This is a genomic window from Paracoccus sp. M683 (assembly GCF_007096355.1).
Taxonomy (GTDB): Bacteria; Pseudomonadota; Alphaproteobacteria; order Rhodobacterales; family Rhodobacteraceae; genus Paracoccus.
Genome location: NZ_VKDF01000005.1, coordinates 415142 through 438905, shown reverse-complemented (window position 1 = coordinate 438905; position 23764 = coordinate 415142). Strand labels below are relative to the sequence as shown.

Sequence of the window (23764 nt, the reverse complement as noted above, 5' to 3'; positions counted from 1 at the left end):
GCGGGCGGGCAAAAGATCATGATGGCAGCCGCAAAGATAGCCAGTGAGCCGCAATCTTGACGCGCCCGGTTGCGAAATCGCCACCTTCTGCGGTCATCACCAGGTTTTCGGGCTGCCAATAGGTAACCGGCTGCCCCAGCATACCGCGTGCCCAGCTGCCCTCACCCGTCCCAAGGCCTTGACCGAACCGATTTTCGGCGCCGGGCGTGCCCAGTTGCCAGGTGGCAAGACTGCCGGTCAGCGCCTGGCTGACGCGGGCGGTTGCGCCGATAACCATTGCTCCACCGGGGATCTGCACATCCGTTGTAAAGCTGGCACCTGCCGAAACGGTGACTTCCATTTCGGCGATTCCGGCCAGCAGACCGGCGCCCGTCCAACCAAGCGTCAGCGCGCCGGGCGCCCATCGGCTGCCGTCATAGATCGACGCGACCCCTTGGTCCACGACATATGCCCGCATGCCGACCCTCGGCGCTTGAAAGACCCAGCCTCCGTTCGTGCCGATGGCGATCTGCCCTGCCCGCCCCTGCCAGACGCCACTCGCGCCCGCAGCGACACTCCAGCACTGTCCGTCAATCACGGTCTCGGGCGGCTCGGTGTTGCTTGTGCTTTGCAGCACCAGCCCCACCAGCCCGTCCAGACGCATCAATGCCTCATTTACCGTGACATGTTTCTGCGCCTGTGCCGGTTGCAGCAGCGGCATGCCCAGCCTGTTCGTATCATTGACCGCCATTGATTTCCCTCCTGGTAAACGGCCCCGCGCCGAACTGATCCGACAGCTGAGCCACCTCGATGTGGAATGCGCCATCCGCCAAGGCTTGCAGCCAGACGGACTGTGGCACCTGATATTCCGGCCGATCCAGCCGCATTTCGTGGATGACCGAACCCGCCTGCCGCAGCCGCAGCAGGTATTGTTCCCGGTTCTCGCCCAATGGCACATCCGGGCCATCCCACCCATCGCCATCAATTCGCGTGCGCCGCGTCCAACTGACCTGACGCCCTTCACAACGCAAATGGCAGGGCGAATAGGGACGCAGCCCGACGCTGCGGATCGTGATGGCCCCGGACCTGTAGCTGCGATCATCGACCGGCCTTTCCGCCGGTCCGATCCGCCAGAACCGTTCCTGCCCGCGCACCGATGGCGGCAGATCAAGCTGCACGACCGCACGATCCACAAGCACCGCCGCGCTGCCAATCGGCCAGACCGCCGGGATGACCGCATCCGTTCCCGCCTGCCCACGCAAGCGATGGCTAATGTCCCAAAGCCCCGGCTCGACCGGCACCGCGTGAACGAATTGCAGCAGTTCCCACCGGTTCGAACTGCCGTCACCAATGGCCAGCAGGTTGCCGCCATTCAGCAATGCCGGCTGCCCGATCGAGCGCAGCTCGCCCTGATTCAGCCGCAGCCGCAAGGGCGCGCCGCGATCCATCATGCCCGGACGTGCCGCCCTTAGCGGGCTTTCCGTCAGTCCCATAATGGCGGGCCTGCGCATCATCACATCCAGCTCGAAACCGCCAGTCTCGTCGGGCGAAAGGAATGTCGCGACCCGCCCCGGCCAAGGCTTCCCGCTTGCCGCCACATAGGGCGCATGCGGCACTTCGTCGCCACGCATCAGCGGCAGGTCCAGAAACACCGGCCACACTGGCAGATGCGGCCGATAGGCCTTGACCGAGCCGCTGATCTCGGTTGCAAGCGCCGGCACGTAAACGCCCGGCTCGACACGGACGGCATCGACCGTCAGCGCACCCGCCCGCTCGACGCGGTCGATCCTCCACAGATGCTTGTGTCCATTGCTGCCCTGCATCCGCACCACGTCGCCCGCACCAAGATGCGACAGCGAAGGAGGCAGCGCGAAACGGGCTGAATCGCGCGCTATTCGCGATTCAGCCAACCATCTCTCGGCAATGGCCCGCCCTTCGGAGCGGGTGAATGCCATCGGAAACTCGCTGTCCGAAACTGCCATCGGATCGTCACCAGGCAACATCGTCTCGGCCGTGCAGGGCGCAAAGTCCGAGCCGGCCTCGACATGTGTCAAGCGGATGCGCCCTGCCAATTCGGGCTCGGCAGCCCGGCTGGCCTCGAAACCCGCGATGTCATCCGCCAAGGCCAGATGCTCGGGACCCAAATCCGCAACAGGCAAGCCATTGCGCATGACAAAACGCAGGGCGCCGTCTCTTTCAACCGCGTCGAACCCATGCGCCAGCATCAGCGGCTGCAAGGCGGCCCGACCGGTTTCATCGCCGGCCAACACATAGCCGCGCACCGTTCCTGACAAGCCGCTGGTGTCGAATGCCAGGATTCCGGCCCTCCGACAGATATCACCCACGACGCTGGCCAATGGCACGGTTCCGGCCCTACCGTTCAGCCAATGCCCCCTTTCCCAGGCGAGGCCATCGCTCCATAGATCCAGCCGCTGAGGGAAAGCCGGATAGGGCCGTGCGTCCCAACACCAGACATGGGCACGGGATACATCGACCATCCGGCGACCATCCGCCATCGCCGGATTGCTGGCAGGATCGGACCAATAGGCCGCCATCGCCCGGATATAGGCTGTCTGAATCCCGTCATCGCGGCGCGCATTCGAGTAATGCGGCAGCCGGCTCTCCGAACTCATCGCATCGAGGAACTTGTTCGGCTGGTTCGTCCCCTTGTCCAGCGCCGCGCAGCCGATCTCGGTGAACCAGAACGGCTTTGATCCGGGCACCCATTCAGTCGCCTCTTCCGAGCGCACACCTCCGGGCCGGTTGAAATGCGGATTCTGCCACCAGCCTTTCAGATCCTTGTAGCGCCAGACCCAGTCTTCGCCATAGGCACCGTCACGGATGGGCGTCCGCCTTTGCTGATCGCGATCATCGTCATTGGCATAGTACCAATCATATCCTTCGCCACCTGATACGTTCGACAGCAAATAGGCGTGATTGTCGATCCGCTTCCAATATGCATCCAGGTGGTCGCTGCCATCGCGCCAATCGGACATCGGCATGTAATTGTCGATACCGATGAAGTCGATATTCGGATCGGCCCAAAGCGGGTCAAGATGGAACATCGCTTCACCATCGCCGGGATGATGGCCGAAATACTCGGACCAGTCTGCGGCATAGCTCAACTTGACCTCGGGCCCAAGGATCGCGCGCACATCGGCCGCCAGGCGGCGAAGCTGCTCGACCGCCGGATAGCTGCGGCCCGCGCCACGAATCTGCGTCATGGCGACCATTTCGGACCCGATCAGAAAGGCATCGACCCCTCCCGCCAAGGCACACAGATGCGCATAATGCAGAATAAAGCGGCGATAGGACCATTCGGCAGGTCCAGCATAATGGATACTGCCATTGACCACACTGAAATCACTTGCCCTGGCTGCGCCGAAAAATGCGTCGACCTCGGCCCTTGCGGCGGCAGTTCCATCGGTCGTGCCCACGCGCCCTGGGGCTTTCGACGTCGTGATCCTGCCACGCCAGGGCATGACGGGCTGCTCGGGATTGCCATAGGGATCGGGCCGCCCGTTCCCGGCAACCAACTCCATCAGGATAAAGGGATAGAACACAGCCTTGCGCCCGGTCGCCGCGATCGCCTGCAAGGCCTCGATGACCGACTGATCGCACGGGGTTCCACCATAGATCGGCCTCTCGTCGACACGGGTGATCTCGGCTGCGGCCGCCCGCCCGATACCGCCGGCGCGCCATTCCATGTCATAGCCGCCTTCGCCGGCATGCTCGACCTTGGGCTGAACACTGCAGTGACCGATCCGCAGGTCGTCACCGAACCACGACACAACAAGCGACACCGAACCGACATTCGGCAATTCGCGCCGTAGGCTGCGCAGGCTGACGGCGAAATCGGTGCCGCCGGCAGGTGTATTGACGTTGCTGACGCGCTGCTGGAACATTCCGTATTCGCGCATCACCTGCGAGGTGGCCAACGAATACTCCCCTGTGCCCGGAATCATCGCCACGGCCTGCACATCGCCCGCCAAACCGGATCCGTCCTGTGCCGCGCAAGTCACCTCGAAACTCAGTTGAGGCATCCGATTGCCCCAACGTGCCAGGCTCAGGTTTTCCAGCACCACATAGGCGATACCACGGTAGGCCGGCGCATCCTCGCCCTCATGGGCCGCAATGGCGGGATCCGGCAGCTGCGTTTCACTGCCACGATAAACGCGCATGTTCAGGTCTTCGGCCGCGATCTCTTCGCCATCGGCCCAGATACGGCCGACGCCCAACACGCGCCCTTCGGACAGGGCAAGCGCGACCGAAAGTTGATAGCTGATCTCGGTAACCTGTGGCTTGGGGGCGCCCTTGCCAGCACCCTGGCTTTGACGAATCTCCTCCAGCGGCGAGGCCCAGATGACATGCCCAGGCAGCCGCATCTGGCCCCAGAGACGTGGGATAGGCATTCCCTCACCTGCGGTCTGCAAACGCAACCGGTCGATCCGACCCGTCTCGACCGCTTTGGACCCGCCGCCCAGCAGACGCTGATCTATTGCACGGCCGATCGTCGCGCCGATGGCCCGGCCGATGACAGCACCCGACAGGCCAAGAAATGCACCACCAAAGCCCGCGCCGACCGATGCTCCAACGGCGGACAGAACTAATGTTGCCATGAGGGATCTCCGTTAAAATCGTCGCAGGGAAAACGAAAGCGTCGCACGACCCGGGTACGCCAGGGTCCGCACAGCGGGCTCTCAATCACTCCATGGCGATCATAGGCATGCACAAAACTGGGCTGCGGATCGGTCGCTGTCAGAATGCCCAGATGCTTGGCGATCGCGCCATCACGCATGCGAAACAGCAGGACCTGACCTGGCGCGTCTGGCTGATGGTCGGGAACAACGCAAAGGTGGCGTATAGCACCGGCCATCAGCACCTCGTCCCGCCCGGCTTCACCCCAATCTGGCGAATAGGGCGGAACTGGTTCCGGTTCAGCCCCATAAAGCGCCCGCCACACGCCTCGGATCAGTCCCAGGCAATCCGTTCCGGCGCCCTGAACACTGGCCTGATGGACATAGGGCGTCCCAAGCCAGCCCCGCGCGAGGGCAGCGATCCGTTCAGTCATCGCGCCCTCCAATGTTGAACATGTCGCGAATATCGGACGGATCAACGGTAAACTTGATGTCAGGATGACGCGGCGCCTTGTCTGGCGACAAAAGCCAGTCCTCGCTTGGCAGATGCGGAAAGCCCCTGAAATTCAGGAAATTTGCGAATTTTGCACGACAGGTCGCCGCATGCTTGTCGCAACCGGCGGTTACCCGCAACATATCACCCGGTTCAGGGGCTCGACCCAACGACGCCCACAGATCCAGCATCCGGCCACCACCCGGCAGCCGGTGGTCGTTCTTCACCTGTCCGCGCATACCGGTGGCCGGTCCCGACAGAACCTCGACCGTGCCGCGCTCGAACCAGTTATCTGAAAATGCGCCAATCGGTGCGATGATCAGACGTGTCTCGTCCTGAACGACTTCGATCGCAGCCTCGCCACGCACCGAAGGGTGAGCCAAGTCGACGCGACATTGCCCATCACCAAGAACCGCCGAGCAGCGCGGATGATAGCGGCGCCCGCGTGCCTGATTCAGCGTTTCGGACAGCCCTCGCAATTCAGCCCTGAATGCACCGCCAGAGCGTGAGACCTCACCCAGACTGCCGCGGAACAGCAATTTGCGCGCCATTGTGTCAGTCCAGTCAACCTCCCACATCCGCAACTCGGCCCCGTCCCACAATCCTGCCATCAGATCCGTCTCGGTGATGGCATCATCGGTCAACGCCCCTTCGGCCTCGGTATTGTCGACCGACAGCCCCGAGGCCTGCACGATCGCCCTAGCAGTCAGGCCGCTATCTGGGCGAAAGCGGATCTTTTCGAACATCATGCTGCGATCATGGTCGGTAAAGCCCAGAACCAGCCCATCCTTGCGGCTGATGGACCAAGCGCGTGCCAATGTCGTCGTGCTCATACCCTGATCTCCACCACTGGCACCTGAGGCATGTCACCGGCATGGAAAGACGCCATCGACACCGCGATCCGGTCGGTATCGAACCGCACCGGAACATCGAACTCGTATCCTGCGGTAATCTCGGCACCGCTGGCCGGGGCGGTATCGAATGTGATCAGCCCCTTGTGGCGGTCGACCGTATAGCCCAATCCGGGGAACATCTCGACACCACCAACGCCTGCGCGCACCGTATCGCGAACCGGCTTGGTGATTGGCCGCTCGTATCGCGTCGCGCCCGAAACATAAGCCTTGATCAACTGAAAGCGCGTCTGCACCCCATCGCCATGCCCGATCGTCTGATCGTCAAATGCGGGCTCGGCCACGGCGCCGCCGCTTTTGCAATCGGACCAATCCTTCCACCGGAAACCATGTAACTGCCCGGCTCGTGCCTCAAAAAAAGCCAACAATGCCTGTACATCATCCAGGGAACGCAACCCCATCCCCGCATCATAGCGGCGACGCGAATGCGCCCAGGGCGAGTTGCGTTCTTCGTATCCGTTGGCAAGCGTGACGATCTCGGATCGCCGCTCGGGGCCGCCGACCGACCCAAAGGACAGGTTCGTCGGAAACCTTACATCATGAAATGCCATCTGCCCGCCCTCTGATTCAGCCGTTGCGTTCGCCGCGCGCCATCGCGCGACCCAGTTGCGCCGCGATCTGCGACTGACTGCGCCGGAACCCGCCCACATCTGGCGTGGTGATATTCATCGTGACATTGACCGCACGGGCTCCACCGCCAGCAGCCGCAACACCAAGCCGGCCATCCGCACCACGGCGCAGAGGCATGATCGCCTCGGGGCCGGCCTCGCCCATCAAACCGGTCGCACCGCGCATCGGAAAATGCGTGGGCTGGCTGACGACACCGCCCTTGGCAAAAGGCATCACCCGCCCTTGGACGAATGCACCGCCATTCGCAAATGGCATCGCACCCGAGACCATGCCGCCGAGACCTTGCGCCAGACTGCCGGCCAACGCCTGCTCGACCGGCTTCATCGCGATCGAGAAAATGGTGTCCGAAATCGACCGCGCCAGCCCGCGCAGGGCGTCGGAGAGTTTCATCCCGTCGAAAACCAGACCGTCAAAAGCGCGGCGCAGCCCCCGTTCCAGCCCGCCCGACAGCGTGCCGACCTCGCGACTGGTGAACATCATCGACTGCCGCAGCCGCGACAACTCTGCCTCGAATGCGGCCGTCATCGCGCCGGCCTGATCGAAATCTTCGTCCAGCCGGTCAAGCCCGGCCGCGAATCCGTTATTGTCCGCCATCAAACGGTCCTCGCTTCCTGAATAGATGTTGCTCCCGGCGACCTGGCGGTCAGTCGGGATAGCGCGCCGCCATCTCGGCAAGGCGATCGCGCGTCATAGCGGGCGGGCCGGACTCGACGCCCAGCATCAATGCCAGCTCGGCCGGGGTCAGCGCCCAGAACTCGGCCGGGCGAAGGCCAAGCCCACGGATCCCAGCCCGCATCAACCCCGACCAATCCAGCCCGCGCGGCCGGTCATCGCCTGCGTCAGATGGCGCTTTCATGGTTCCAGCCGGAAGGCGCGGGCCAGCAGCTCTGCCGCCGCCCGCGCCGCCCCCATCGGCCCACCCCCGAACTCGACTGACATCAGATCTGCGGCGGTTCCTTGCCACCCCGCACCCCGCAACCCGGCGACAAGAACCGCAAGCACATCGCGCGAGGTGAAGCCACCGCCCTCAAACCGCTCGACGACCGCCAGCAGGCTTTCGCTGCCCAGATCCGCCTCAAGTTCCGCCAGCGCACCAAGGGTCAGCCGCGCCACATGTGGCTGACCATCCAGTGTGATCGCAACCTCGCCGCGCATCGGGTTCACCATCACAGCGGCTCGAAGCTCAGCGCACCGGCCGAGGCCATCGACATCTCATAGGTCGCCTCGCCGTTATAGCTGCCCGCATATTCCAGGCCGGTAATCTGGAACGGCCCCTCGACGACGCCGAAATCGGGGATCACGACCTGAAAACGCGGCACTTCTGCGTCAAAGAACACCTGTCGCGCGCGGCCATCCGTATCGGCATCGCGAAACACGCCCGAACCCGAGATCGAGGCGCTGCGCACCCCCGCGCCGCCCAGAAGCTCGCGCCAGCCGCCCTGGCTTTCCAGACTGGTGACGTCGACCGTCTCGGCGTTGAACGCCAGACGAGAGGCCCGCAGCCCCCCAATCGTCACAAAGGTCCCATCACCTATCATGTCCATCTTGATCAGCAGATCACGCCCGTTCTGCACTGCCATTTTTTCTCTCCTCAGCCCAGATCAATCCGGGCGCGAAAGGTCAGATCGACCCGCCGCGCCGCACCGTTTTCCACCCGCCGCGCCCGTGCGCGCAGGAACCAAAGCCCCGCCATATACCCACGGTCGAGCAGCAACTCGCCTGCCTCCAGCGCATCGCTGACGGCGGCTGCGACCTGCTTCACCGCACCGAAGCCATCGCTTTCATCGCTGCCCGACAGAATCGACACGACGAAATCGTGACGCGATCCGGCAGCCGTCATATCGCCCGCATCCTGCGCATCCTCGGGCCCCAACGAGACATAGATCCCGCTTGGAACCGAGGCAGGCATCGCATCAAAGATCGCGTCACCAACCAGATCAGCCAGCACCGCGTCGGCCCGCAGATGCTGATAGACGGCCGCCTGCAAGGCGACGCTTGCCGCATAACTCATGACAGGTTCTCCTCTCGCGCAAAGCAGACCAGATAGCGGCCATCGGGATCGCGCTCGGCCACCGCGTCGATCCGAAAGACCCGCGCACCCAGCCTCAACCGCTGCTCGGGTCGAGGTCGGCGCGGATCACCATGGGCTGCCGCACGGATCGTGATCCGCCAGGCAACCACACTCTGCGCCCCTGCCTGGCCCCGACGCTCTCGCCCCGACCCTGCCCGCATCTCGGCCCACAGTTTGCCCAAGGGCTGCCAATCGACGCGGTTGCCACCCAACCCATCGCCCTGCCGCTGCGGCGCCTCCAGCAGCAACGGCACATTCAGGACCGGCTCAGCCATCACCGCCGCTCCCGCGCAGAACCACGCCCGGCCAGCGTACGCACGGCCCGCCAGCTTTCGATCAGTGCGCTGACCCCGAAAGGCAGCGCCGATTTGCCGCCGGACAGGCTGCGATCCTCGTAATAGCGGGTGGCCAGGATCAATACCGCCTGCGCAAGATCGGCCGGAACCGAGGCCCAATCGGCACCAAAACCGGCGGTGAAGGTCACCGTCACCGATCCCAGTCGCGGCACATTCGGCAGGATCACCCCGACCGGCAGGATCATCGGACGTTGCAGATCGCCGATCAGCCGCCAGCTTTCAACCGGCAGCTCGGTCACCGTGCCTGCCCCGTCGTCGATTTCGATCCGCTCGACCGCAATCACTGGCGCCAAAGGCAGGGTCTGGCCCAGCCGGTCACGCCAATCGTCCAACTGCATGCGAAAGCGCCGCATCAGCAGCACCTTGCCCGTTCGCGCCTCAATCGTCGCGATTGCCGCCCGCAGAAAACCTGCAAGCGCCGTGTTTTCTGCTTCGTCCTCGGCCTGGCCAAAACCCGAACCCAGCCGCAGATGGTCACGCAACGCGGCGACAGGCAGCGCCTCCGCCGCAGGCGCCGTTTCCTCGATCAGCATCATGTCCCGAACCTTCCCCTGCTGCCGTTCCGTCTGAAAATCATCGCAAAGGCCCCGCCCCGATCGGGCGGAACCGTTGCATGTGGGGGCCGCGCCCGCGCGCCGGTCCTCAGCGCGCGCGGACAATCTTGCCGGTCGGCCCGGCGCGTGTTGCGCAGCCCCCTTCGCCCGATCCCGGATCAGGCGAATTTCATCAACTTCACGGCACGGAAATCGGTGACACCGCCGCCGACGCGCTTGGTGGCATAGAACAGCACATGCGGCTTGGCGCTGAACGGATCACGCAGCACGCGCAGGTCAGGACGCTCGACCACCGTATAGGCGGCGTGGAAATCACCAAAGGCCACCGACAGCGAGTCGATGTCCATATCAGGCATGTCCTCGCTGATCAGCACGGGATAACCCAGCAGCTGCGCCGGCTGGCCGGCCGCGATCGAATCCGTCCACAGGAAGCGCCCGTCCACATCCTTCATCTTGCGCACGACCCCCGCCGTTTTCGAGTTCATCACGAAGCTCGCATTGGCCCGGTATTCGGCACCCAACGCATAAACCAGGTCGATCAGCGCATCCGCCGGGCTGGCCGGGTCGAAACCACCCATGCTGCCGCTTGCGACAAAGCCGATCTGGCCTTCAGCCTCGGAGCCCGTTTCGGCGGTCGGATAGGACAGAATGCCGCGCGGCTTGTCGATGCCGTCACCGTTGATGAATGCACCCGCCTCGGCCCGCGCGAACTTGTCAGCGATGCGTTCGGCCAGCCAGGCCTCGACGTCGAATGCCGCATCATCCAGCAGCCGCTGGCTGGCTTTCGGCATGGCCGACAGTTCGTGCACCGGAATGCTGATCCGCTCGATCCCCGAGGTGCCGGTCTCGGTCGCGTTGGCCTCGGTCGCCCAGCCGGCACTCAGATCGCCCTTGTCGACCAGCACCTCATAGCTGCCGCTTTCGACCGTCACCACATTGGCCAGCTTGCGCAGAGAGGCACCACTGCGCAGCACGTTCTGCACGGTCTCTGCCACCACCGGCGCGGCCAGGAAACCACCATCGCTGGCGACCGTAAGGCCCTTTTCCTCGATCACCAGGCCACGCAGCCCGTCATCATCACCGCGGCGCAGATAGGCATTGAACGCCTTCTGATGCGGCACCTCGACCTCGGCATTGGTCGACAGAGGGCTGCGGCCACGAAGGGCGGTCTTGCGATCGAGCATGGTCATACGTTCGTCCTGTGCTTGAAGTTTTTTCTGAATGTCATCACGGAACAGCTTGAGTTCACTTACGAACCCAAGCATCGCCCCTTTAAGCTCTCCGGGCATGTCTTCCCCGGCCGCGGCTTTCACCTCGGTCATTGATGTCTCCTCATCACGATGATCTGGGCGATGCCGCCCCTTTGCCGAACCGCGCCCCCGCGCGACCCGAACCCTGTCAGGCGCGACACCGCGCCAATCCCTTAGGGTGCGTGCTCGCACGCACCAAACGCTTACTCGGCCCGCAACGCCTCGGTCGCCGCCGCAAAAACAGCCGCCATTTCCAGCAGATCCTCGGCCGCCTTGCGCCCGACCTTGGCCTCGGGCAGCATCGGGAAGGTCACCAGCGATACCTCCCACAGCTCCACCTCGGCCAGCATCCGACGCCCCTTCTGGTCGCGTGTGGCGCGGATGGTGCGATAGCCGATCGACAGCCCGTCAATGGCGCCCGCCTGAATCAGCGCTGCCGCCTCGCGTGCCTGCGCCACCTCGGGCAAAAGCCGCCCCTTGACCCACAGCCCCCGCTCATCCTCACGGATCTCGTCCCAGACACCGATGGGGCGCGTCGGATCGTGCTGCCACAGCATCCGCACCTTGTCGCTCTTGGCCGCCAACTTCTTCAGGCTTGCGGCAAAAGCACCCGGCATCACCGCATCGCCTCCCTGATCGGTCAGCCCGAACAGACTGGCATAGCCCTCGATCACCGATCCTTCGGTCAGCACCGGCGCGCCGCCCGCGAATTTCAACTCCAGCCCCAGATCCATGCCTCAGCCCCCTTTCGGCGCAAATTCCAGAATACCCTGCACGGCCTGCGTCAGGATCACGGCGACCACGCCGTAAACCGTCATCCACAGCCGCTTTTCCAATCCTTCGATCAGCGATTCGATCTTCTCCAACCGCTTTTCGACCGCACCGAATTGCAGCGCCATGATGCGCTCCTGCGCAGCAAACCGCTGGTCGTGCCAACCATAGGCGTCCTTGGTAAAGCGCGCGCCCTCCATGCCCAGATCATCCATCTGCCAACGGCGGCAGGCCCAGCAGCGCCCGCTTCTCCGCATCGGTCAGAAAGCTGGCACCGCCAATCCGCTGCCATTGCTGGTCACGCTCGGCCGCCAGCGCCGGCACACCATCGGGATCGGGCCGCAGATCGACCTCGGTGCCCTGATGCTCGCTCAGCCACCAGGCCACCGAAGCCGCCACCCGCGTCACCAGCGGCAGAACCGTCAACCGATAGAAAGCCCGATGCGCCTCGGCATAGTTGGCATAGGTCGCATCGCCGGGAATCCCCAGCAGCATCGGCGGCACCCCAAAGGCCAGGGCGATCTCTCGTGCGGCGGCCAGCTTGGTCTCATGGAATTCCATGTCGCTCGGGCTGAACCCCATGGGCTTCCAGTCAAGCCCCCCTTCCAGCAACATCGGACGCCCGGCATTCCGCGCGCCCTGATGGTTCGCCTCGATCTCGCAGACCAGCCGGTCGTATTGATCGGGCGACAGGCTGCCATGCCCGTCCACGCCCTTATAGACGATCGCCCCCGAGGGCCGCGCCGCATTGTCCAACAACGCCTTGGACCAGGCCGAGGCGCTGTTATGCACATCCAGCGCCACCGCAGCCGCCTGCATCGGCGACAGCCCGTAATGGTCATCCTGCGGATGAAAGCTCTTGATATGGCAAATCGGATCGGGACTGCCGGTCATGTCGAACCGGTGCTTGCGCCCGCCAACCGCATATTCAAATGCCACCGGCCAACCGTCAGCACCCGGCACAATGTTCATCCGATCCGAGCGCAGAACATGCAGTTCCTCTGGCAACCCATCCGGCCCCAGCCCGACCGCCTCAAGATAGCCGTTCCCCGACAGCAGCAACTGCCCGAACAGCGCCTCGAACAGCTCTGCCCGCCCCTGCCCCGGATTGGGCCGGCGCAACAGATCAACGACCGGATGCGTCTCATAGCGGCGTTCCCGGTCCTGACAGATCAGCGGAACCGCCGCCGCAGCCTCGGCAATCAACCGAACCGAGCGGAACCCGATCGGATTGCCGACAAAGCCGCCCCGCGTCAGCGATCCCGTATCCCGCGCCGACCACGCCACCCGGCCCGAGCCGCTGGCGAATGCCACGACCCGCCCCGTCGCGCTGGCCTTCTTTTCCACCACGGGATCGGCCTTGCCCTCCCGCGAAAACAATCGAAACGCCATCCTTCGCCTCCTGCACTTTCCCACGAAAAAGGGCCGCACCCACCGGCACGGCCCCTCGCTTTGATCCAAATATCCTCTGGGGGTCCGGGGGGCGAAGCGCCCCCGGCTACCCTCACAGCTGCCGCATCTGCGGCCGCCGATACCCCGCCGCCGGCTCGATCATCAGCTCATGCATGGCCCAGACCATCGCATCCAGCCGGTCGGGCGAACCACGCCCCTCGAACCCGCGCACCGTCATCTGGCACAGCTGATCCTCCAGCGCCCCCAGATTGCCGCCGCGCAGATGCTTGATCCGCCCCTGTTCATAAAGCGCGGCCACCGGCTCGGCCCGCAACCCCTTGCCACGCGCCGCCCGCAAACCCCGGAACGGCACCAGAGGGTCCACCTGCCGGATCACGCTTTCCACCAGATCGCCGCCCTGGTTCACCTCGGCCACCAGCCGCTCGGCCCCATGCCGATCCATCGCCGCGATGGCCGCCCGCGCCCAGTCCAAAGGCCCGCCCTTGACCGTCGCATCCTCCAGCACATAGCCGCGCCAATTGCCCGGCTCGCCATCGCTCACAACACCGGCCACCACGATCCCGCATTCATCGCTGGCCTTGCCCCCGGTGACTGCCGGATCAACTGCCACGACAACCCGCGAAAGCTTCGGCGCCACCTCTACCCGGCAGCCTTCCAGCATCGCCGTGGTCCACAGCGCCCCCTCGACATCGTCCAGCAGCACCCCGTCCAGCTCCTGCCGCCCCAGCCGCGTCCCGCCATAGCGTTCCGCCACCTCGGCCAGAAAGCTTTCCGCCAGATAGGCCCGGTTCGCATCCGTTGGCGCATGGGTCGTCACCGTGCTGGCATTTCCCAATATCCGCTTCAGCACCCCGACATTGCGCGGCGTCGTGGTGATCACCTGCTGGGGATGCTCGCCCAACCGCAATGCGAATTGCAGCATGTCCCAGACATCCTCGGCCTTCTTCCACTTGGCCAGTTCATCCACCCAGGCCGCATCGAACTGAGGCCCCCGCAGCGCCTCCGGCTCATGCGCCGAATAGACCGTCGCCGTCGCCCCATTGGCCCAGACCAGCCGCCGCCGCCCGGCCTCCCAGACCGGCCGCCGATCCGGGGGAGAGCAGGCCAAAATGCCGCTTTCCCCCATCACCATCACCTCGCGCGCCTGGTTGAAGGTTTCCCCCACCAGCGCGACACGATGGCATTTCCCCGGTGCGGCGGCGGTCGGCCCCTCGACCATCCGCCGCACCCATTCGGACCCGGCGCGGGTTTTGCCCGCACCGCGCCCGCCCATGATCACCCAGCTTTTCCAGTCGCCTTCTGGCGGCAACTGATGCGGCAAGGCCCAGAACTCGAACAGCCAGGGCAGGCTCAACAGCGCATTCTCGCTAAGCCCGCCCAGAAATTCGTCCACCTCATCCTGCGCGGCGCAGGCAAGCCAGTCTGCGCCCGATCTCATCTCTTGCGGCATCAAGGTCGAGGCACCCTCCTCCGACCCCGCCGGCAATGTCCTTGCGAAGTTTGTCAACCTTCATCCTTTCCTGTTTCAGATGGTCGAGCGCCTCGCGCACGTCCTTGGCCGACTTCACCGCCTTCTTCAGGGCGTCGGCGTCCAGCGCGACCTGGTCACCGGCCTTCATGGCCCGCCAATCGCGTTCCAGATCGGCGACATAGCTCCACAGCAGCGACGAGGCGAAATTCACCTCGTCCAGATCATTGGGCGTCAAAGCCCGCTCGATTGCGGCCCGAACCGCCTTGCGGTCGGTTTCGGGCACGTTTTCGATTGCCGCGAACGGCCCCTCGGGGGTGTCAGCCCCGCCCCACTCCATATCGTTCATTCAGATACTGCCCCGCCTCGTGTTCTGCCCGCACGAGCGAGAAACGAAAAAGCGGCCCAAGGTGTTACCCCGGCCGCTTGCCCACTTCTCCCAGCATGTATACTTTCTACTTTAGGGCGTTCGGTAAGTCAACCAAAAACGCAGCGCACGCTCAAGGCATGCCTATTTAACAATACAAAACAACATTTTAACATGCGCAACAGGGGCGGAACACCATATGCAACAGCACCCCTGTTGCCGCCACAAATCAACCATGACGTGCATCACAGTCGGCGAATCCTTCGCCGTTCAAGCCTGGTTTCCGGCGACCTTTGCGCGGGCTTCAGCAGCCGAGGCAACGGCCTTGCTGGCCTCTTCCTGGACCTGCTGCGCATAAGCCACCATATTGGCGGCATAGGCCTCGGCCCAATCGGCGACTTCCTCGTCCTGCATGTTCTGGGCGCTCTGGCGCATTTCTTCGCCCTTGGCCCGCAGTCGGGCGACATCAGCGTCCCAATCGGCCTTGGCCTTGCTCCACTGCGCTTTCACCTGATCGCTTGCATCGTCGAAGTAACCCTTCACCTGCGCCTGCATTTCCGCGTCGCGCTTCTTCGCGTCATCCAGCCATTTGCTTGCGCTGACCTTCAACTCATCGGTGCGGTCGCTCAGATCATTTTGCCATTGCTCGATCCGTTTTTCAAAATCCTGCGCGCTGCGTGCCAGGCTGGAAATCATGTCCGAAAGCTTCATCGTGTTCCCCTCATCGTTAACGCGGCAGTCCGGCCTGTTTGCCGACCCCTTCTCCAGAACGGAAAACCCCCGCACCGGGTTCCGGGCGGGGGTTAACCTTTGTTGCATTTGGTCAAAAACAGCTTGTGGTGATCAGCCGCCGCCTTGAACCGGTGTTTCCGTCGACTGGCCGCGCTGTGCCTCGATCTCGCGCCAACGGGCGACATTGGCGTTGTGTTCGTCCAATGTGCGGGCAAAGGCATGCCCGCCCGAGCCGTCGGCCACGAAGAAGAAGAAATCGGTGCTGGCAGGGTTCAGCGCCGCCCGGATCGCCGCACGGCCGGGATTGGCGATGGGCGTGGGTGGCAAGCCGTCGATCTGATAGGTGTTATAGGGCGTCGCGCGATCCAGTTCGGACCGGCGCAAGCCGCGATCCAGAATGCCCTGCCCGCCCGTCACGCCGTAAATCACCGTCGGGTCGGTTTGCAGCCGCATTCCGGCCTCAAGCCGGTTGACGAAAACGCTGGCCACGGTTTCCCGCTCGTCCGGGACGCCGGTTTCCTTTTCCACGATCGAGGCCATGATCAGCGCCTCTTCGGGGCTGGCATAGGGCAGACCAAAGGGACGCCCCTCCCATTCAGCGGCAAGGATCGCAGTCTGGCGCCGCGACATCTCGGCCAGCAGCGTGGCACGGTCGGCGCCTGACTCGATCTCGTAGGTATCGGGTGCAAGGCTGCCTTCGGGCGGCACTTCGCCCAGCTCGCCCGCCATGAAGCTGGCCGCTTTCAGCCCTTCGACGATCTGCCAGCTGGTCACGCCCTCGGCCACGGCGACGCGCAGCCGCGCATCGTGCTGTTGCTCGGCCTGGACGATGGCTTCGGGCGCAGCTTCGGTGGCCGGATCGTATTTCACCCGTTCCTCATAGGTACCGGTCGCGGGGTTGATGTCGCGCAGCACCACGCTGTTGGCGCGGACACCGACGCGAAAGATCACCTCGGTCCCGCAGGTCGAAGGCCCTCCGGCCGTGATCGCGGTCGAGATCTGTTCCATGCTGGCGCCGGGCGGCACCAGATAGCTGCCGAATTTCAGCTGCCCCGCACGGCCCTGATAATCAACGCCCGCGCGAAAAAGATAGGCGCTGCTGACCGCCCCCTGCTCGGCCAGCTGGTTGCTGACGGCGTTCAGGCTGGCGCCCTGCGCCACCTGCACGCATTGCGCCGTCTCGCTTGGCCCCGGCCCGGTGAACTGCTGCCGGCCCCAGGCGACGGCGGCGGCGATCGCCACCATCAGCACCAGCGCCAGCGTCAGAAAGTTCGAGGCGATATTGCGCCACATCAGTCGGCCACCTTGCCCAGGATCAGGCTGGCATTCGTGCCGCCAAAGCCAAAGCTGTTGGACAGGGCCACGTCGATCTTGCGCCGCACGGCCGCGTTTGCCGCCAGATCCAGCTTTGGCGTGACCGCAGGGTTATCCAGGTTGATCGTCGGCGGCGCGATCTGGTCACGAATGGCCAGGATGCAGAAGATCGCCTCGATCGCGCCGGCCGCGCCCAGCAGATGCCCTGTCGAAGATTTGGTCGAGGACATCACCACATCCTTGGCATGATCGCCCATCAGGCGTTCAACCGCGCCCAGTTCAATCGTGTCGGCCATGGTGCTGGTGCCATGCGCATTGATATAGTCGATGGCCGCCGGCTCCAGCCCGGCATTCTTCAGCGCATTCTTCATTGCGCGGAAACCGCCATCACCATCCTCGCTTGGTGCGGTGATGTGATAGGCATCGCCCGACAGGCCATAACCCAGCACCTCGGCATAGATCTTGGCCCCGCGCGCCTTGGCGTGTTCATATTCCTCCAGCACGACGCAGCCGGCGCCCTCGCCCATGACAAACCCGTCACGGTCCTGATCATAGGGGCGGCTGGCATGCTGGGGATCATCGGCGCGCTTGGTCGACAGCGCCTTGCAGGCGTTGAACCCGGCAATGCCGATTTCGCTGATCGGCGCCTCGGCCCCGCCCGCGACCATCACATCGGCATCGCCAAGCGCGATCAGCCGCGCCGCATCGCCAATGGCGTGCGCGCCGGTCGAGCAGGCGGTGACGACCGCATGGTTCGGCCCCTTGAAGCCAAAGCGGATGCTGACCTGCCCGCTGACCAGATTGATCAGCGCGCCCGGAATGAAAAAGGGCGAAACCCGCTTTGGCCCGCGTTCCTTGATCAGCACGGCGGTCTCGGCGATGCTGGTCAGCCCGCCAATACCCGACCCGATCATGACGCCGGTGCGTTCGTGATCCTCTTCGGTCTGGGGTTTCCAGCCGCTGTCCTCGACCGCCTGCGTCGCCGCGGCCATGCCGTAAAGGATGAAATCATCAACCTTGCGGCGGTCTTTCGGCTCCATCCAGTCATCGGGATTGAATGTGCCGTCGCTGCCATCGCCAAAAGGGATCTCGCAGGCATATTTCGTCACCACATCCTTGGGGTCGAAACGGGTGATCGTGCCCGCCCCCGATTGGCCGGCCAGCAGCCGTTCCCACGTCGCCTCGACACCCGAGGCCAGCGGCGTGACCATTCCCAGCCCGGTGACAACAACCCTGCGCATATGGCGATCCTTCAAACTGCCCGTCTTTGTCCGACCTGATACACGCGGGGCAGTGGCCGCGCAACGCCGGGCAGGCAAAAGCCCGCCACCAAAGCGCCACCGTTTCGTGAACCAGATCACCGGCAGACCAATAATTCCCTGCGCGAAACCATCCGCATACAGGTCAGGACCATTGACTTAACCTCGACCCCGCGCGACAAAGCCATGGGCAGGATCACTGGGGGGGACAGCGATGATCACCGAAACCATGCTGGCATCGCGCATGTCGCGCATGAAGGCCTCCGAGATCCGCGAGTTGCTGAAGCTGCTGGACCAGCCCGATATCATCTCATTTGCCGGCGGTATCCCCGACCCGGCGCTGTTTCCGGCGCAGGCTTTTCGTGATGCAATGGGACTGGCGCTGGCGGACAATGCGGCTGGCATCTCGCTGCAATATTCGGTCAGCGAAGGCTATGCCCCCCTGCGCGACTGGATCGCCGGGCAGATGGCCGAAATCGGCATCCCCTGCACCCGCGACAATATCCTGATCACATCGGGCTCGCAGCAGGCGCTGGATTATCTGGGCAAGCTGCTGATCTCTCCCGGTGATACCGCGCTGGTCCGCGGGCCCACCTATCTGGGCGCGCTTGGCGCCTTCAATGCCTATCAGCCGCGCTATGACCGGCTGATCCCCGGCGACAACCGCCCCGCCAGCGACTATGCCGAGGCGGCAGGCGATGGCCGGGTAAAATTTGCCTATCTCTCGCCCGATTTTGCCAACCCCACGGGCGAAACCATCGGCGCCGCCGGCCGCGACGCGCTGCTTGATCTGGCCGAGACGCTGGACATCGTCGTCATCGAGGACGCCGCTTATCAGTCGCTGCGCTATGACGGTCAGGCGATCCCGCCGATCCTGGCGCGGGAAATCGCACGCAAGGGCGATATCGACGCCTGCCGCACGGTCTATTGCGGGTCGTTCTCCAAGACCCTTGCGCCGGGGCTGCGGGTGGGCTGGGTCTGTGCCCCGCGCGATGTGATCAGACGCTTGGTGCTGCTGAAACAGGCATCCGACCTGCATTCACCGACGCTGAACCAGATCGCCACCCATATCGTCGCCCGCGACCATTTCGCCGAACATGTTCCCGGCATCCGCAAGGTCTATCGCCGCCGTCGCGACCTGATGCTGGATGCACTTGAACGCGAGATGCCCCAGGGCGTCAGCTGGACCCGACCCGAAGGCGGCATGTTCGTCTGGCTGACCCTGCCTCAGACGATGGACGGCGCCGATCTTCTGGCCCGGTCGTTGCAATCCGAAAAGATCGCCTTTGTTCCGGGCCATGCCTTCTTCGCCGACGGCGGCGGCAGGAACACGATCCGCCTCAGCTTCACCCTGCACGAACAGGCGATGGTCGACGAAGGCATCGCCCGGCTTGGCCGGCTGCTGCGCCAGGCCTAGCCCCCAACGACTGCAAGTTTGGACAGGATCTGGGGCGATCCTCAAATAGAGAGGTCGGCTGCGTGGTAGAATCATGTGGGGCGGCACGGGACATGAACGCACCTACGGCGCCGCAGGTGTTGAATAGGTTTATGACAATCAGGACCGCTATTCGATGTCGGGCATGGGTGGCGATGACGACCTTGAAGACGGCGATGACGTCGATTTCCTCAATGGCGGCAGGGGTCGTGTCGTGACCTGCTGAACGGCAGCGCCGGGAAAGACGGTATGACAGGGGGCGTCGGCGCCGACCGCTTTATCTTCAACGCGCGGGCCGAATCGACGGTTGCGACGGCCAGCCGTGACGTCATCACCTATTGCGACCGAGCGCAGGGCGACAAGATCGTGCTGACCGACGGCGATGGCCAATACCATCCCTCATCATCGACACGGAAATCCACGATAATCAGGCTGCTCAAAGCTGTAAATTGATGTGTAAAACGGACCACATGCAAATCAGCTAAGTGATGGTCGGGGCGAGAGGATTCGAACCTCCGGCCTACGGTACCCAAAACCGTCGCGCTACCAGGCTGCGCTACGCCCCGAACCCGCGCCTTCTAGCGCGCCGGAACGCGCGGGGGAAGGGGCTAGTCGCAGGAAATCGCAGCATTGTCGGCGGGCACGGCCGGATGGGCCATTGCCTGCCCGACCTTGATGCCCAGCCTGTCGGCCTCGCCACCCGCTATTTCCAGCACAAACAGCCGCAGCGGATCGGGATCGCCGACCGCAGCACCGGGAATCGGCGTCTCGTCCAGCGGGCGCGCATTGCGGTGGATATGGCGCACGGTCCCGGTGGCATCCATGAAAATGATGTCCAGCGGGATCAGCGTATTGCGCATCCAGAAACTTGCGGGCTGCGGCGCGTCATAGATGAACAGCATGCCGGTCTTTGCCGGCAGATCGCGCCGGAACATCAGGCCCTGCGCGCGTTCCTGCGGATCGTCGGCCAGTTCAACCGCAATCGCAAGCGGTCCCTGCCCGGTCTGAAAGATTGCCTGCTGCGGATCGCAGCCAAGGGCCTGCGCCCCGCCCGACCCCGCCGATGCGACGGCGACCAGCAGCGTCGCCACACCGATCGCAGCGAAATGTTGCCCGAGCCGCATCCGACAATCGCCGCCGGTCAGCCGACGATGACGCGCGGGGCGGCGTCTGCCTCTTCGCCGGGGGCATCAGGCGACGGATTGGATCCGGGCAGCGCGTCGCTGGTCTTGTGGTGCAGGATCTCATCCCAACTGGCGACCTGCGCCGCCATCAGCCCTCGCGGCCCCTCGACCACGCGCAGCGCCACGGCCTCGCCCACCGTCAGATCCGCCAGGCCAGAGTGACGCAGCACCTCGATATGCAGAAAGACATCGTCGTCGCGCCCGAAGATATTGGCGAAACCAAAGCCCTTGGCCTTGTCGAACCACTTGACCCGCGCCGGCTGCAAGACCAGCGATTGCAGATCCTCGATCACCGATTGCGGCAGATCCGCGATCGGCGGCATGCCGTGGCTGTCGGGCGGAATGATCTCGAACACCTCGACGGCCTGAAGGCCGCGCGCCGTTGTCAGCACCCGCGCCGTCACCTGCGAATTGTCGGCAACAGATCCCTGTCCGAAATTGCGCAAGACATTCGCGTGCAGCAGGATGTCCGGGCCACCCTCGTCATTATAGATGAAGCCATACCCTTTTGCGGGGTCGAACCATTTGATCAGCCCCGTTACAGTTTTTTCGTCAGGGTTGTCCCCGGTCATTACGCGATACTCTTTCTTGTCGCCTGCGCTACTCGATCCCACAAAAATAAGCCTACACACGGCCACCATCAACCGTAGACCGACAAATTGCCGCTGGGTAAAATTAGATGCTTTCCTAACCTTTTCGGCAGGTTGACGGGTAAGGCGAATGCAAAGTGAACCGCTTCGTCAACTTTATGGGGCCAAACGGTCGATCTGCCAAGCATTTTCCGCATCTTTTCGGACCCATTTGAACCTGTCATGCAGCCGGAAGGCACCATCAGCCCAGAACTCGATCTGCACCGGCCGGATGCGATAGCCACCCCAGAACGGCGGGCGGGACGGGTTCAGCCCCTGCTTCAGGCCCTGACGCGCGACCTCGGCCAGCAGCACCTCGCGGCTGGCAATCGGGCGCGATTGCGGCGAGGACCAGGCGCCGATGCGGCTTTGCAACGGGCGGCTTGCGAAATACGAATCGGCCTGCGGCCCATCCTCGCGCGTCACCAACCCGCGCACACGGATCTGTCGGCGCAGCGATTTCCAGTGCAGAACCAGCGCCGCCTTGCCGGCCAGGTCCAGCTGCTGCGCCTTGGCGCTTTCATAATTCGTATAGAAAACAAAGGCGTCAGCCTCGATTTCCTTCAGCAGAACCAGCCGCACATCGGGCAGCCCCTCGGCATCGACCGTCGCCAGGGCCATCGCATTGGCGTCGTTCGGTTCGCTTGCCGTGGCCTCGTCCAACCAGCGCCGCGCGATTGCAAAGGGGTCGTCGCCCGCAAAGATGCCGTCTCGTGATGTCATTGCCCCTCCTCTGGCGCTTGATGCCCACCGGCCTTTGGCCTAATCACATTCCCAAAAGGTTGAAAGCGCGAGGATCATCTCATGTCAAGCGAGCAAAAATCCGGATTGATGGCCGGCAAGCGCGGTCTGATCATGGGGCTGGCCAATGACAAGTCGATCGCCTGGGGCATTGCCCAGGCCGTCGCCGAGCAAGGGGCACAGCTGGCCTTCTCCTATCAGGGCGAAGCTCTGAAAAAGCGGGTCGAGCCGCTGGCCGAGCAGGTCGGATCGTCGCTGGTCCTGTCTTGCGATGTCAGTGATGAAGCCTCGATCGACGCGCTGTTCGGGGCGCTGAAGGATGAATGGGGTGGGCTGGATTTTGTGGTTCACGCCATTGGCTTTTCCGACAAGGACCAGTTGCGCGGCCGCTATGTCGACACGACCCGCGCCAATTTCAACATGACCATGGATATCTCGGTCTTTTCCTTCACCGCCGTGTGCCAGCGCGCCGCCGCGATGATGCCCGCAGGTGGCAGCCTGCTGACCCTGACCTATTACGGCGCCGAACGGGTGATGCCGCATTACAACGTGATGGGCGTGGCCAAGGCCGCGCTGGAGGCGTCGGTGCGTTATCTGGCCGAGGATCTTGGCAAGGACGGTATCCGTGTGAATGCGATTTCTGCCGGGCCGATCAAGACCCTGGCAGCCAGCGGCATCGGCGATTTCCGTTACATCATGAAGTGGAACGAGTTGAACTCGCCTCTGCGCCGGAACGTGACGCAGGCTGATGTGGGCAAGTCGGCGCTGTATCTGCTGTCGGATCTGGGTTCGGGCGTTACGGGCGAAACGCATCACGTCGATGCGGGCTATCACGTCGTCGGCATGAAGGCGGTGGACGCGCCTGATATTGCGACCGTGGTGAAGAAAGACTGAGCGCGATCCCCGCGGCACGGCCGGACGGGTATTTGGACGAGAAAGAAGCCAGATGGTTGTGACGATTGCCCAGTTGGCGGTTTTCGTGGGCACATTGTCGGTGGCGATCCTGTCGCCTGGTCCCGGCGTGATCGCGGTCAGCCAAAGCGCCTTTGCCATGGGGCGCGCCCGCGCCCTGCCCTATGGCTGGGGATTGGCCGTGGGTGCGGCGCTGTGGTGCCTGTTTGCGTTGCTGGGGTTGACGGTGCTGTTTCGCGTCGTGCCCTGGACCTATGTGGCGCTGAAGGTTCTGGGCGGTGCCTATCTGATCTGGATTGCCTGGAAGATGTGGCGCCATGCCGCCGATCCGCTGCCGGACCCCTCGGACAAGCGTTTTGGCAGCGGATTTCTGGGTGGGCTGATTCTGAACCTGTCGAATCCCAAGCCCGCGCTGTTCTATTCCGCCGTGTTGCTGTCGATTTTTCCCGCCGCGCTGTCACTGGCTGACAAGGCCGTCATCTTTGGCACGGCATTGGTGGTCGAGCTGTCGTTTTACACCGCCTTAGCCACGCTGATGGCTTTGCCTTTGCTGCGGCGTCGTTATTATGCGGCGAAATTCTGGATCGACCGGATTGCGGCGGCCTTGATCGGCCTGCTGGGAATTTCGCTGATCCTGCGGCATTGAAGGAGAGAACTG

28 protein-coding genes and 1 tRNA gene are annotated in these 23764 nt (G+C 63.7%); 4 read left to right on the top strand and 25 right to left on the bottom strand.

The features are described from left to right. Positions 1 to 16: 16 nt before the first annotated feature. The 21 genes from FNJ84_RS12520 to fabF all read right to left on the bottom strand — a co-directional run bounded on the left by FNJ84_RS12520 (position 17) and on the right by fabF (position 18187). Positions 17 to 730, bottom strand: coding sequence for a DUF2793 domain-containing protein (locus FNJ84_RS12520; protein ID WP_143793445.1), 714 nt, complete (start codon positions 728 to 730; stop codon positions 17 to 19). Next, positions 717 to 4598, bottom strand: coding sequence for a glycoside hydrolase/phage tail family protein (locus FNJ84_RS12515; protein ID WP_143793444.1), 3882 nt, complete (start codon positions 4596 to 4598; stop codon positions 717 to 719). Before FNJ84_RS12515 ends, FNJ84_RS12520 begins: the two co-directional genes overlap by 14 nt. Then, entirely contained in the window at positions 4586 to 5050 is a 465-nt protein-coding gene (locus tag FNJ84_RS12510) for a peptidase (protein ID WP_143793443.1), read from the bottom strand. The genes FNJ84_RS12515 and FNJ84_RS12510 overlap by 13 nt, the downstream gene beginning before the upstream one ends. Next, complete coding sequence (locus FNJ84_RS12505; RefSeq protein ID WP_143793442.1) at positions 5043 to 5942, bottom strand: DUF2163 domain-containing protein; 900 nt, start codon at positions 5940 to 5942, stop codon at positions 5043 to 5045. The genes FNJ84_RS12510 and FNJ84_RS12505 overlap by 8 nt, the downstream gene beginning before the upstream one ends. Beyond that, positions 5939 to 6571 carry a DUF2460 domain-containing protein gene (locus FNJ84_RS12500; RefSeq protein ID WP_143793441.1) on the bottom strand — a complete coding sequence of 211 codons (633 nt, stop codon included), beginning with the start codon at positions 6569 to 6571 and terminating at the stop codon, positions 5939 to 5941. The genes FNJ84_RS12505 and FNJ84_RS12500 overlap by 4 nt, the downstream gene beginning before the upstream one ends. A 16-nt stretch (positions 6572 to 6587) precedes the next feature. After that, on the bottom strand, positions 6588 to 7244 hold the full coding sequence (locus FNJ84_RS12495; RefSeq protein ID WP_143793440.1) for a phage tail tape measure protein: 657 nt from the start codon (positions 7242 to 7244) through the stop codon (positions 6588 to 6590). A 49-nt stretch (positions 7245 to 7293) separates the two neighbouring features. After that, positions 7294 to 7506, bottom strand: coding sequence for a phage tail assembly chaperone (locus FNJ84_RS12490; protein WP_143793439.1), 213 nt, complete (start codon positions 7504 to 7506; stop codon positions 7294 to 7296). Beyond that, entirely contained in the window at positions 7503 to 7817 is a 315-nt protein-coding gene (locus FNJ84_RS12485) for a gene transfer agent family protein (RefSeq protein WP_143793438.1), read from the bottom strand. The genes FNJ84_RS12490 and FNJ84_RS12485 overlap by 4 nt, the downstream gene beginning before the upstream one ends. Next, positions 7817 to 8230, bottom strand: a complete 414-nt coding sequence (locus FNJ84_RS12480) for a phage major tail protein, TP901-1 family (protein WP_143793437.1) — start codon at positions 8228 to 8230, stop codon at positions 7817 to 7819. Before FNJ84_RS12480 ends, FNJ84_RS12485 begins: the two co-directional genes overlap by 1 nt. Before the next feature lie 11 nt (positions 8231 to 8241). Further along, positions 8242 to 8661 carry a DUF3168 domain-containing protein gene (locus tag FNJ84_RS12475; protein ID WP_143793436.1) on the bottom strand — a complete coding sequence of 140 codons (420 nt, stop codon included), beginning with the start codon at positions 8659 to 8661 and terminating at the stop codon, positions 8242 to 8244. Beyond that, positions 8658 to 8996 carry a head-tail adaptor protein gene (locus tag FNJ84_RS12470; protein WP_143793435.1) on the bottom strand — a complete coding sequence of 113 codons (339 nt, stop codon included), beginning with the start codon at positions 8994 to 8996 and terminating at the stop codon, positions 8658 to 8660. Before FNJ84_RS12470 ends, FNJ84_RS12475 begins: the two co-directional genes overlap by 4 nt. Then, positions 8996 to 9613: a hypothetical protein gene (locus FNJ84_RS12465; protein WP_143793434.1), complete on the bottom strand. Its 618-nt coding sequence runs from the start codon at positions 9611 to 9613 to the stop codon at positions 8996 to 8998. The genes FNJ84_RS12470 and FNJ84_RS12465 overlap by 1 nt, the downstream gene beginning before the upstream one ends. Before the next feature lie 176 nt (positions 9614 to 9789). Continuing rightward, a complete protein-coding gene (locus FNJ84_RS12460; RefSeq protein WP_143793433.1) occupies positions 9790 to 10953 on the bottom strand; it encodes a phage major capsid protein in 1164 nt (387 codons plus the stop codon). 131 nt (positions 10954 to 11084) lie between these two features. After that, positions 11085 to 11615, bottom strand: a complete 531-nt coding sequence (locus tag FNJ84_RS12455; RefSeq protein ID WP_143793432.1) for an HK97 family phage prohead protease — start codon at positions 11613 to 11615, stop codon at positions 11085 to 11087. 3 nt (positions 11616 to 11618) lie between these two features. Further along, positions 11619 to 11852, bottom strand: coding sequence for a hypothetical protein (locus tag FNJ84_RS12450; RefSeq protein WP_143793523.1), 234 nt, complete (start codon positions 11850 to 11852; stop codon positions 11619 to 11621). A gap of 7 nt (positions 11853 to 11859) precedes the next feature. After that, complete coding sequence (locus FNJ84_RS12445) at positions 11860 to 13044, bottom strand: phage portal protein (protein ID WP_143793431.1); 1185 nt, start codon at positions 13042 to 13044, stop codon at positions 11860 to 11862. Between the two features lie 112 nt (positions 13045 to 13156). Further along, positions 13157 to 14503 carry a DNA-packaging protein gene (locus FNJ84_RS12440; protein WP_143793430.1) on the bottom strand — a complete coding sequence of 449 codons (1347 nt, stop codon included), beginning with the start codon at positions 14501 to 14503 and terminating at the stop codon, positions 13157 to 13159. Then, on the bottom strand, positions 14460 to 14882 hold the full coding sequence (locus FNJ84_RS12435) for a permease (protein WP_143793429.1): 423 nt from the start codon (positions 14880 to 14882) through the stop codon (positions 14460 to 14462). Before FNJ84_RS12435 ends, FNJ84_RS12440 begins: the two co-directional genes overlap by 44 nt. Positions 14883 to 15170: 288 nt before the next feature. Next, the gene (locus FNJ84_RS12430) at positions 15171 to 15611 is read right to left on the bottom strand and encodes a hypothetical protein (protein WP_143793428.1); all 441 of its coding nucleotides are present in this window, start codon (positions 15609 to 15611) and stop codon (positions 15171 to 15173) included. A 132-nt stretch (positions 15612 to 15743) separates the two neighbouring features. Next, on the bottom strand, positions 15744 to 16925 hold the full coding sequence (mltG, locus tag FNJ84_RS12425) for an endolytic transglycosylase MltG (RefSeq protein ID WP_143793427.1): 1182 nt from the start codon (positions 16923 to 16925) through the stop codon (positions 15744 to 15746). Then, a complete protein-coding gene (gene fabF, locus FNJ84_RS12420) occupies positions 16925 to 18187 on the bottom strand; it encodes a beta-ketoacyl-ACP synthase II (protein ID WP_143793426.1) in 1263 nt (420 codons plus the stop codon). Before fabF ends, mltG begins: the two co-directional genes overlap by 1 nt. A 232-nt stretch (positions 18188 to 18419) precedes the next feature. Here fabF and FNJ84_RS12415 point away from each other — a divergent pair, with 232 nt between their 5' ends. Next, on the top strand, positions 18420 to 19622 hold the full coding sequence (locus tag FNJ84_RS12415) for a PLP-dependent aminotransferase family protein (protein ID WP_143793425.1): 1203 nt from the start codon (positions 18420 to 18422) through the stop codon (positions 19620 to 19622). Positions 19623 to 19889: 267 nt separating this feature from the next. Beyond that, positions 19890 to 20093, top strand: a complete 204-nt coding sequence (locus FNJ84_RS12410) for a hypothetical protein (RefSeq protein WP_143793424.1) — start codon at positions 19890 to 19892, stop codon at positions 20091 to 20093. Between the two features lie 36 nt (positions 20094 to 20129). Here the strand turns inward: FNJ84_RS12410 and FNJ84_RS12405 are convergent. From FNJ84_RS12405 to pdxH, 4 genes are all read right to left on the bottom strand, one after another. After that, a tRNA-Pro gene (locus FNJ84_RS12405) sits at positions 20130 to 20206 on the bottom strand. Between the two features lie 42 nt (positions 20207 to 20248). Beyond that, complete coding sequence (locus FNJ84_RS12400; protein ID WP_143793423.1) at positions 20249 to 20764, bottom strand: DUF192 domain-containing protein; 516 nt, start codon at positions 20762 to 20764, stop codon at positions 20249 to 20251. Between the two features lie 17 nt (positions 20765 to 20781). Then, entirely contained in the window at positions 20782 to 21396 is a 615-nt protein-coding gene (locus FNJ84_RS12395) for a cold-shock protein (protein WP_143793422.1), read from the bottom strand. 174 nt (positions 21397 to 21570) lie between these two features. Then, the gene (gene pdxH, locus FNJ84_RS12390; RefSeq protein WP_143793421.1) at positions 21571 to 22176 is read right to left on the bottom strand and encodes a pyridoxamine 5'-phosphate oxidase; all 606 of its coding nucleotides are present in this window, start codon (positions 22174 to 22176) and stop codon (positions 21571 to 21573) included. Positions 22177 to 22257: 81 nt separating this feature from the next. Here pdxH and fabI point away from each other — a divergent pair, with 81 nt between their 5' ends. Both fabI and FNJ84_RS12380 read left to right on the top strand, forming a co-directional pair. Next, positions 22258 to 23088, top strand: a complete 831-nt coding sequence (fabI, locus tag FNJ84_RS12385) for an enoyl-ACP reductase FabI (protein WP_143793420.1) — start codon at positions 22258 to 22260, stop codon at positions 23086 to 23088. 52 nt (positions 23089 to 23140) lie between these two features. Then, positions 23141 to 23752: a LysE family translocator gene (locus FNJ84_RS12380; protein WP_143793419.1), complete on the top strand. Its 612-nt coding sequence runs from the start codon at positions 23141 to 23143 to the stop codon at positions 23750 to 23752. Positions 23753 to 23764 lie beyond the last annotated feature (12 nt).

What these genes read in the sequence shown, in the direction of transcription:
- FNJ84_RS12475 (WP_143793436.1), bottom strand. Translation starts at nt 8,661, where the DNA reads ATGAGTTATGCGGCAAGCGTCGCCTTGCAGGCGGCCGTCTATCAGCAT.
- FNJ84_RS12380 (WP_143793419.1), top strand. Translation starts at nt 23,141, where the DNA reads ATGGTTGTGACGATTGCCCAGTTGGCGGTTTTCGTGGGCACATTGTCG.
- FNJ84_RS12435 (WP_143793429.1), bottom strand. Translation starts at nt 14,882, where the DNA reads ATGAACGATATGGAGTGGGGCGGGGCTGACACCCCCGAGGGGCCGTTC.
- FNJ84_RS12490 (WP_143793439.1), bottom strand. Translation starts at nt 7,506, where the DNA reads ATGAAAGCGCCATCTGACGCAGGCGATGACCGGCCGCGCGGGCTGGAT.
- FNJ84_RS12430 (WP_143793428.1), bottom strand. Translation starts at nt 15,611, where the DNA reads ATGAAGCTTTCGGACATGATTTCCAGCCTGGCACGCAGCGCGCAGGAT.
- FNJ84_RS12470 (WP_143793435.1), bottom strand. Translation starts at nt 8,996, where the DNA reads ATGGCTGAGCCGGTCCTGAATGTGCCGTTGCTGCTGGAGGCGCCGCAG.
- FNJ84_RS12485 (WP_143793438.1), bottom strand. Translation starts at nt 7,817, where the DNA reads ATGGTGAACCCGATGCGCGGCGAGGTTGCGATCACACTGGATGGTCAG.
- FNJ84_RS12455 (WP_143793432.1), bottom strand. Translation starts at nt 11,615, where the DNA reads ATGGATCTGGGGCTGGAGTTGAAATTCGCGGGCGGCGCGCCGGTGCTG.
- FNJ84_RS12515 (WP_143793444.1), bottom strand. Translation starts at nt 4,598, where the DNA reads ATGGCAACATTAGTTCTGTCCGCCGTTGGAGCATCGGTCGGCGCGGGC.
- FNJ84_RS12395 (WP_143793422.1), bottom strand. Translation starts at nt 21,396, where the DNA reads ATGACCGGGGACAACCCTGACGAAAAAACTGTAACGGGGCTGATCAAA.
- FNJ84_RS12415 (WP_143793425.1), top strand. Translation starts at nt 18,420, where the DNA reads ATGATCACCGAAACCATGCTGGCATCGCGCATGTCGCGCATGAAGGCC.
- fabF (WP_143793426.1), bottom strand. Translation starts at nt 18,187, where the DNA reads ATGCGCAGGGTTGTTGTCACCGGGCTGGGAATGGTCACGCCGCTGGCC.
- mltG (WP_143793427.1), bottom strand. Translation starts at nt 16,925, where the DNA reads ATGTGGCGCAATATCGCCTCGAACTTTCTGACGCTGGCGCTGGTGCTG.
- FNJ84_RS12460 (WP_143793433.1), bottom strand. Translation starts at nt 10,953, where the DNA reads ATGACCGAGGTGAAAGCCGCGGCCGGGGAAGACATGCCCGGAGAGCTT.
- FNJ84_RS12440 (WP_143793430.1), bottom strand. Translation starts at nt 14,503, where the DNA reads ATGAGATCGGGCGCAGACTGGCTTGCCTGCGCCGCGCAGGATGAGGTG.
- FNJ84_RS12520 (WP_143793445.1), bottom strand. Translation starts at nt 730, where the DNA reads ATGGCGGTCAATGATACGAACAGGCTGGGCATGCCGCTGCTGCAACCG.
- FNJ84_RS12450 (WP_143793523.1), bottom strand. Translation starts at nt 11,852, where the DNA reads ATGGAGGGCGCGCGCTTTACCAAGGACGCCTATGGTTGGCACGACCAG.
- FNJ84_RS12410 (WP_143793424.1), top strand. Translation starts at nt 19,890, where the DNA reads ATGACAGGGGGCGTCGGCGCCGACCGCTTTATCTTCAACGCGCGGGCC.
- FNJ84_RS12400 (WP_143793423.1), bottom strand. Translation starts at nt 20,764, where the DNA reads ATGCGGCTCGGGCAACATTTCGCTGCGATCGGTGTGGCGACGCTGCTG.
- FNJ84_RS12505 (WP_143793442.1), bottom strand. Translation starts at nt 5,942, where the DNA reads ATGAGCACGACGACATTGGCACGCGCTTGGTCCATCAGCCGCAAGGAT.
- FNJ84_RS12495 (WP_143793440.1), bottom strand. Translation starts at nt 7,244, where the DNA reads ATGGCGGACAATAACGGATTCGCGGCCGGGCTTGACCGGCTGGACGAA.
- FNJ84_RS12445 (WP_143793431.1), bottom strand. Translation starts at nt 13,044, where the DNA reads ATGGCGTTTCGATTGTTTTCGCGGGAGGGCAAGGCCGATCCCGTGGTG.
- FNJ84_RS12500 (WP_143793441.1), bottom strand. Translation starts at nt 6,571, where the DNA reads ATGGCATTTCATGATGTAAGGTTTCCGACGAACCTGTCCTTTGGGTCG.
- FNJ84_RS12465 (WP_143793434.1), bottom strand. Translation starts at nt 9,613, where the DNA reads ATGATGCTGATCGAGGAAACGGCGCCTGCGGCGGAGGCGCTGCCTGTC.
- FNJ84_RS12480 (WP_143793437.1), bottom strand. Translation starts at nt 8,230, where the DNA reads ATGGCAGTGCAGAACGGGCGTGATCTGCTGATCAAGATGGACATGATA.
- fabI (WP_143793420.1), top strand. Translation starts at nt 22,258, where the DNA reads ATGTCAAGCGAGCAAAAATCCGGATTGATGGCCGGCAAGCGCGGTCTG.
- FNJ84_RS12510 (WP_143793443.1), bottom strand. Translation starts at nt 5,050, where the DNA reads ATGACTGAACGGATCGCTGCCCTCGCGCGGGGCTGGCTTGGGACGCCC.
- pdxH (WP_143793421.1), bottom strand. Translation starts at nt 22,176, where the DNA reads ATGACATCACGAGACGGCATCTTTGCGGGCGACGACCCCTTTGCAATC.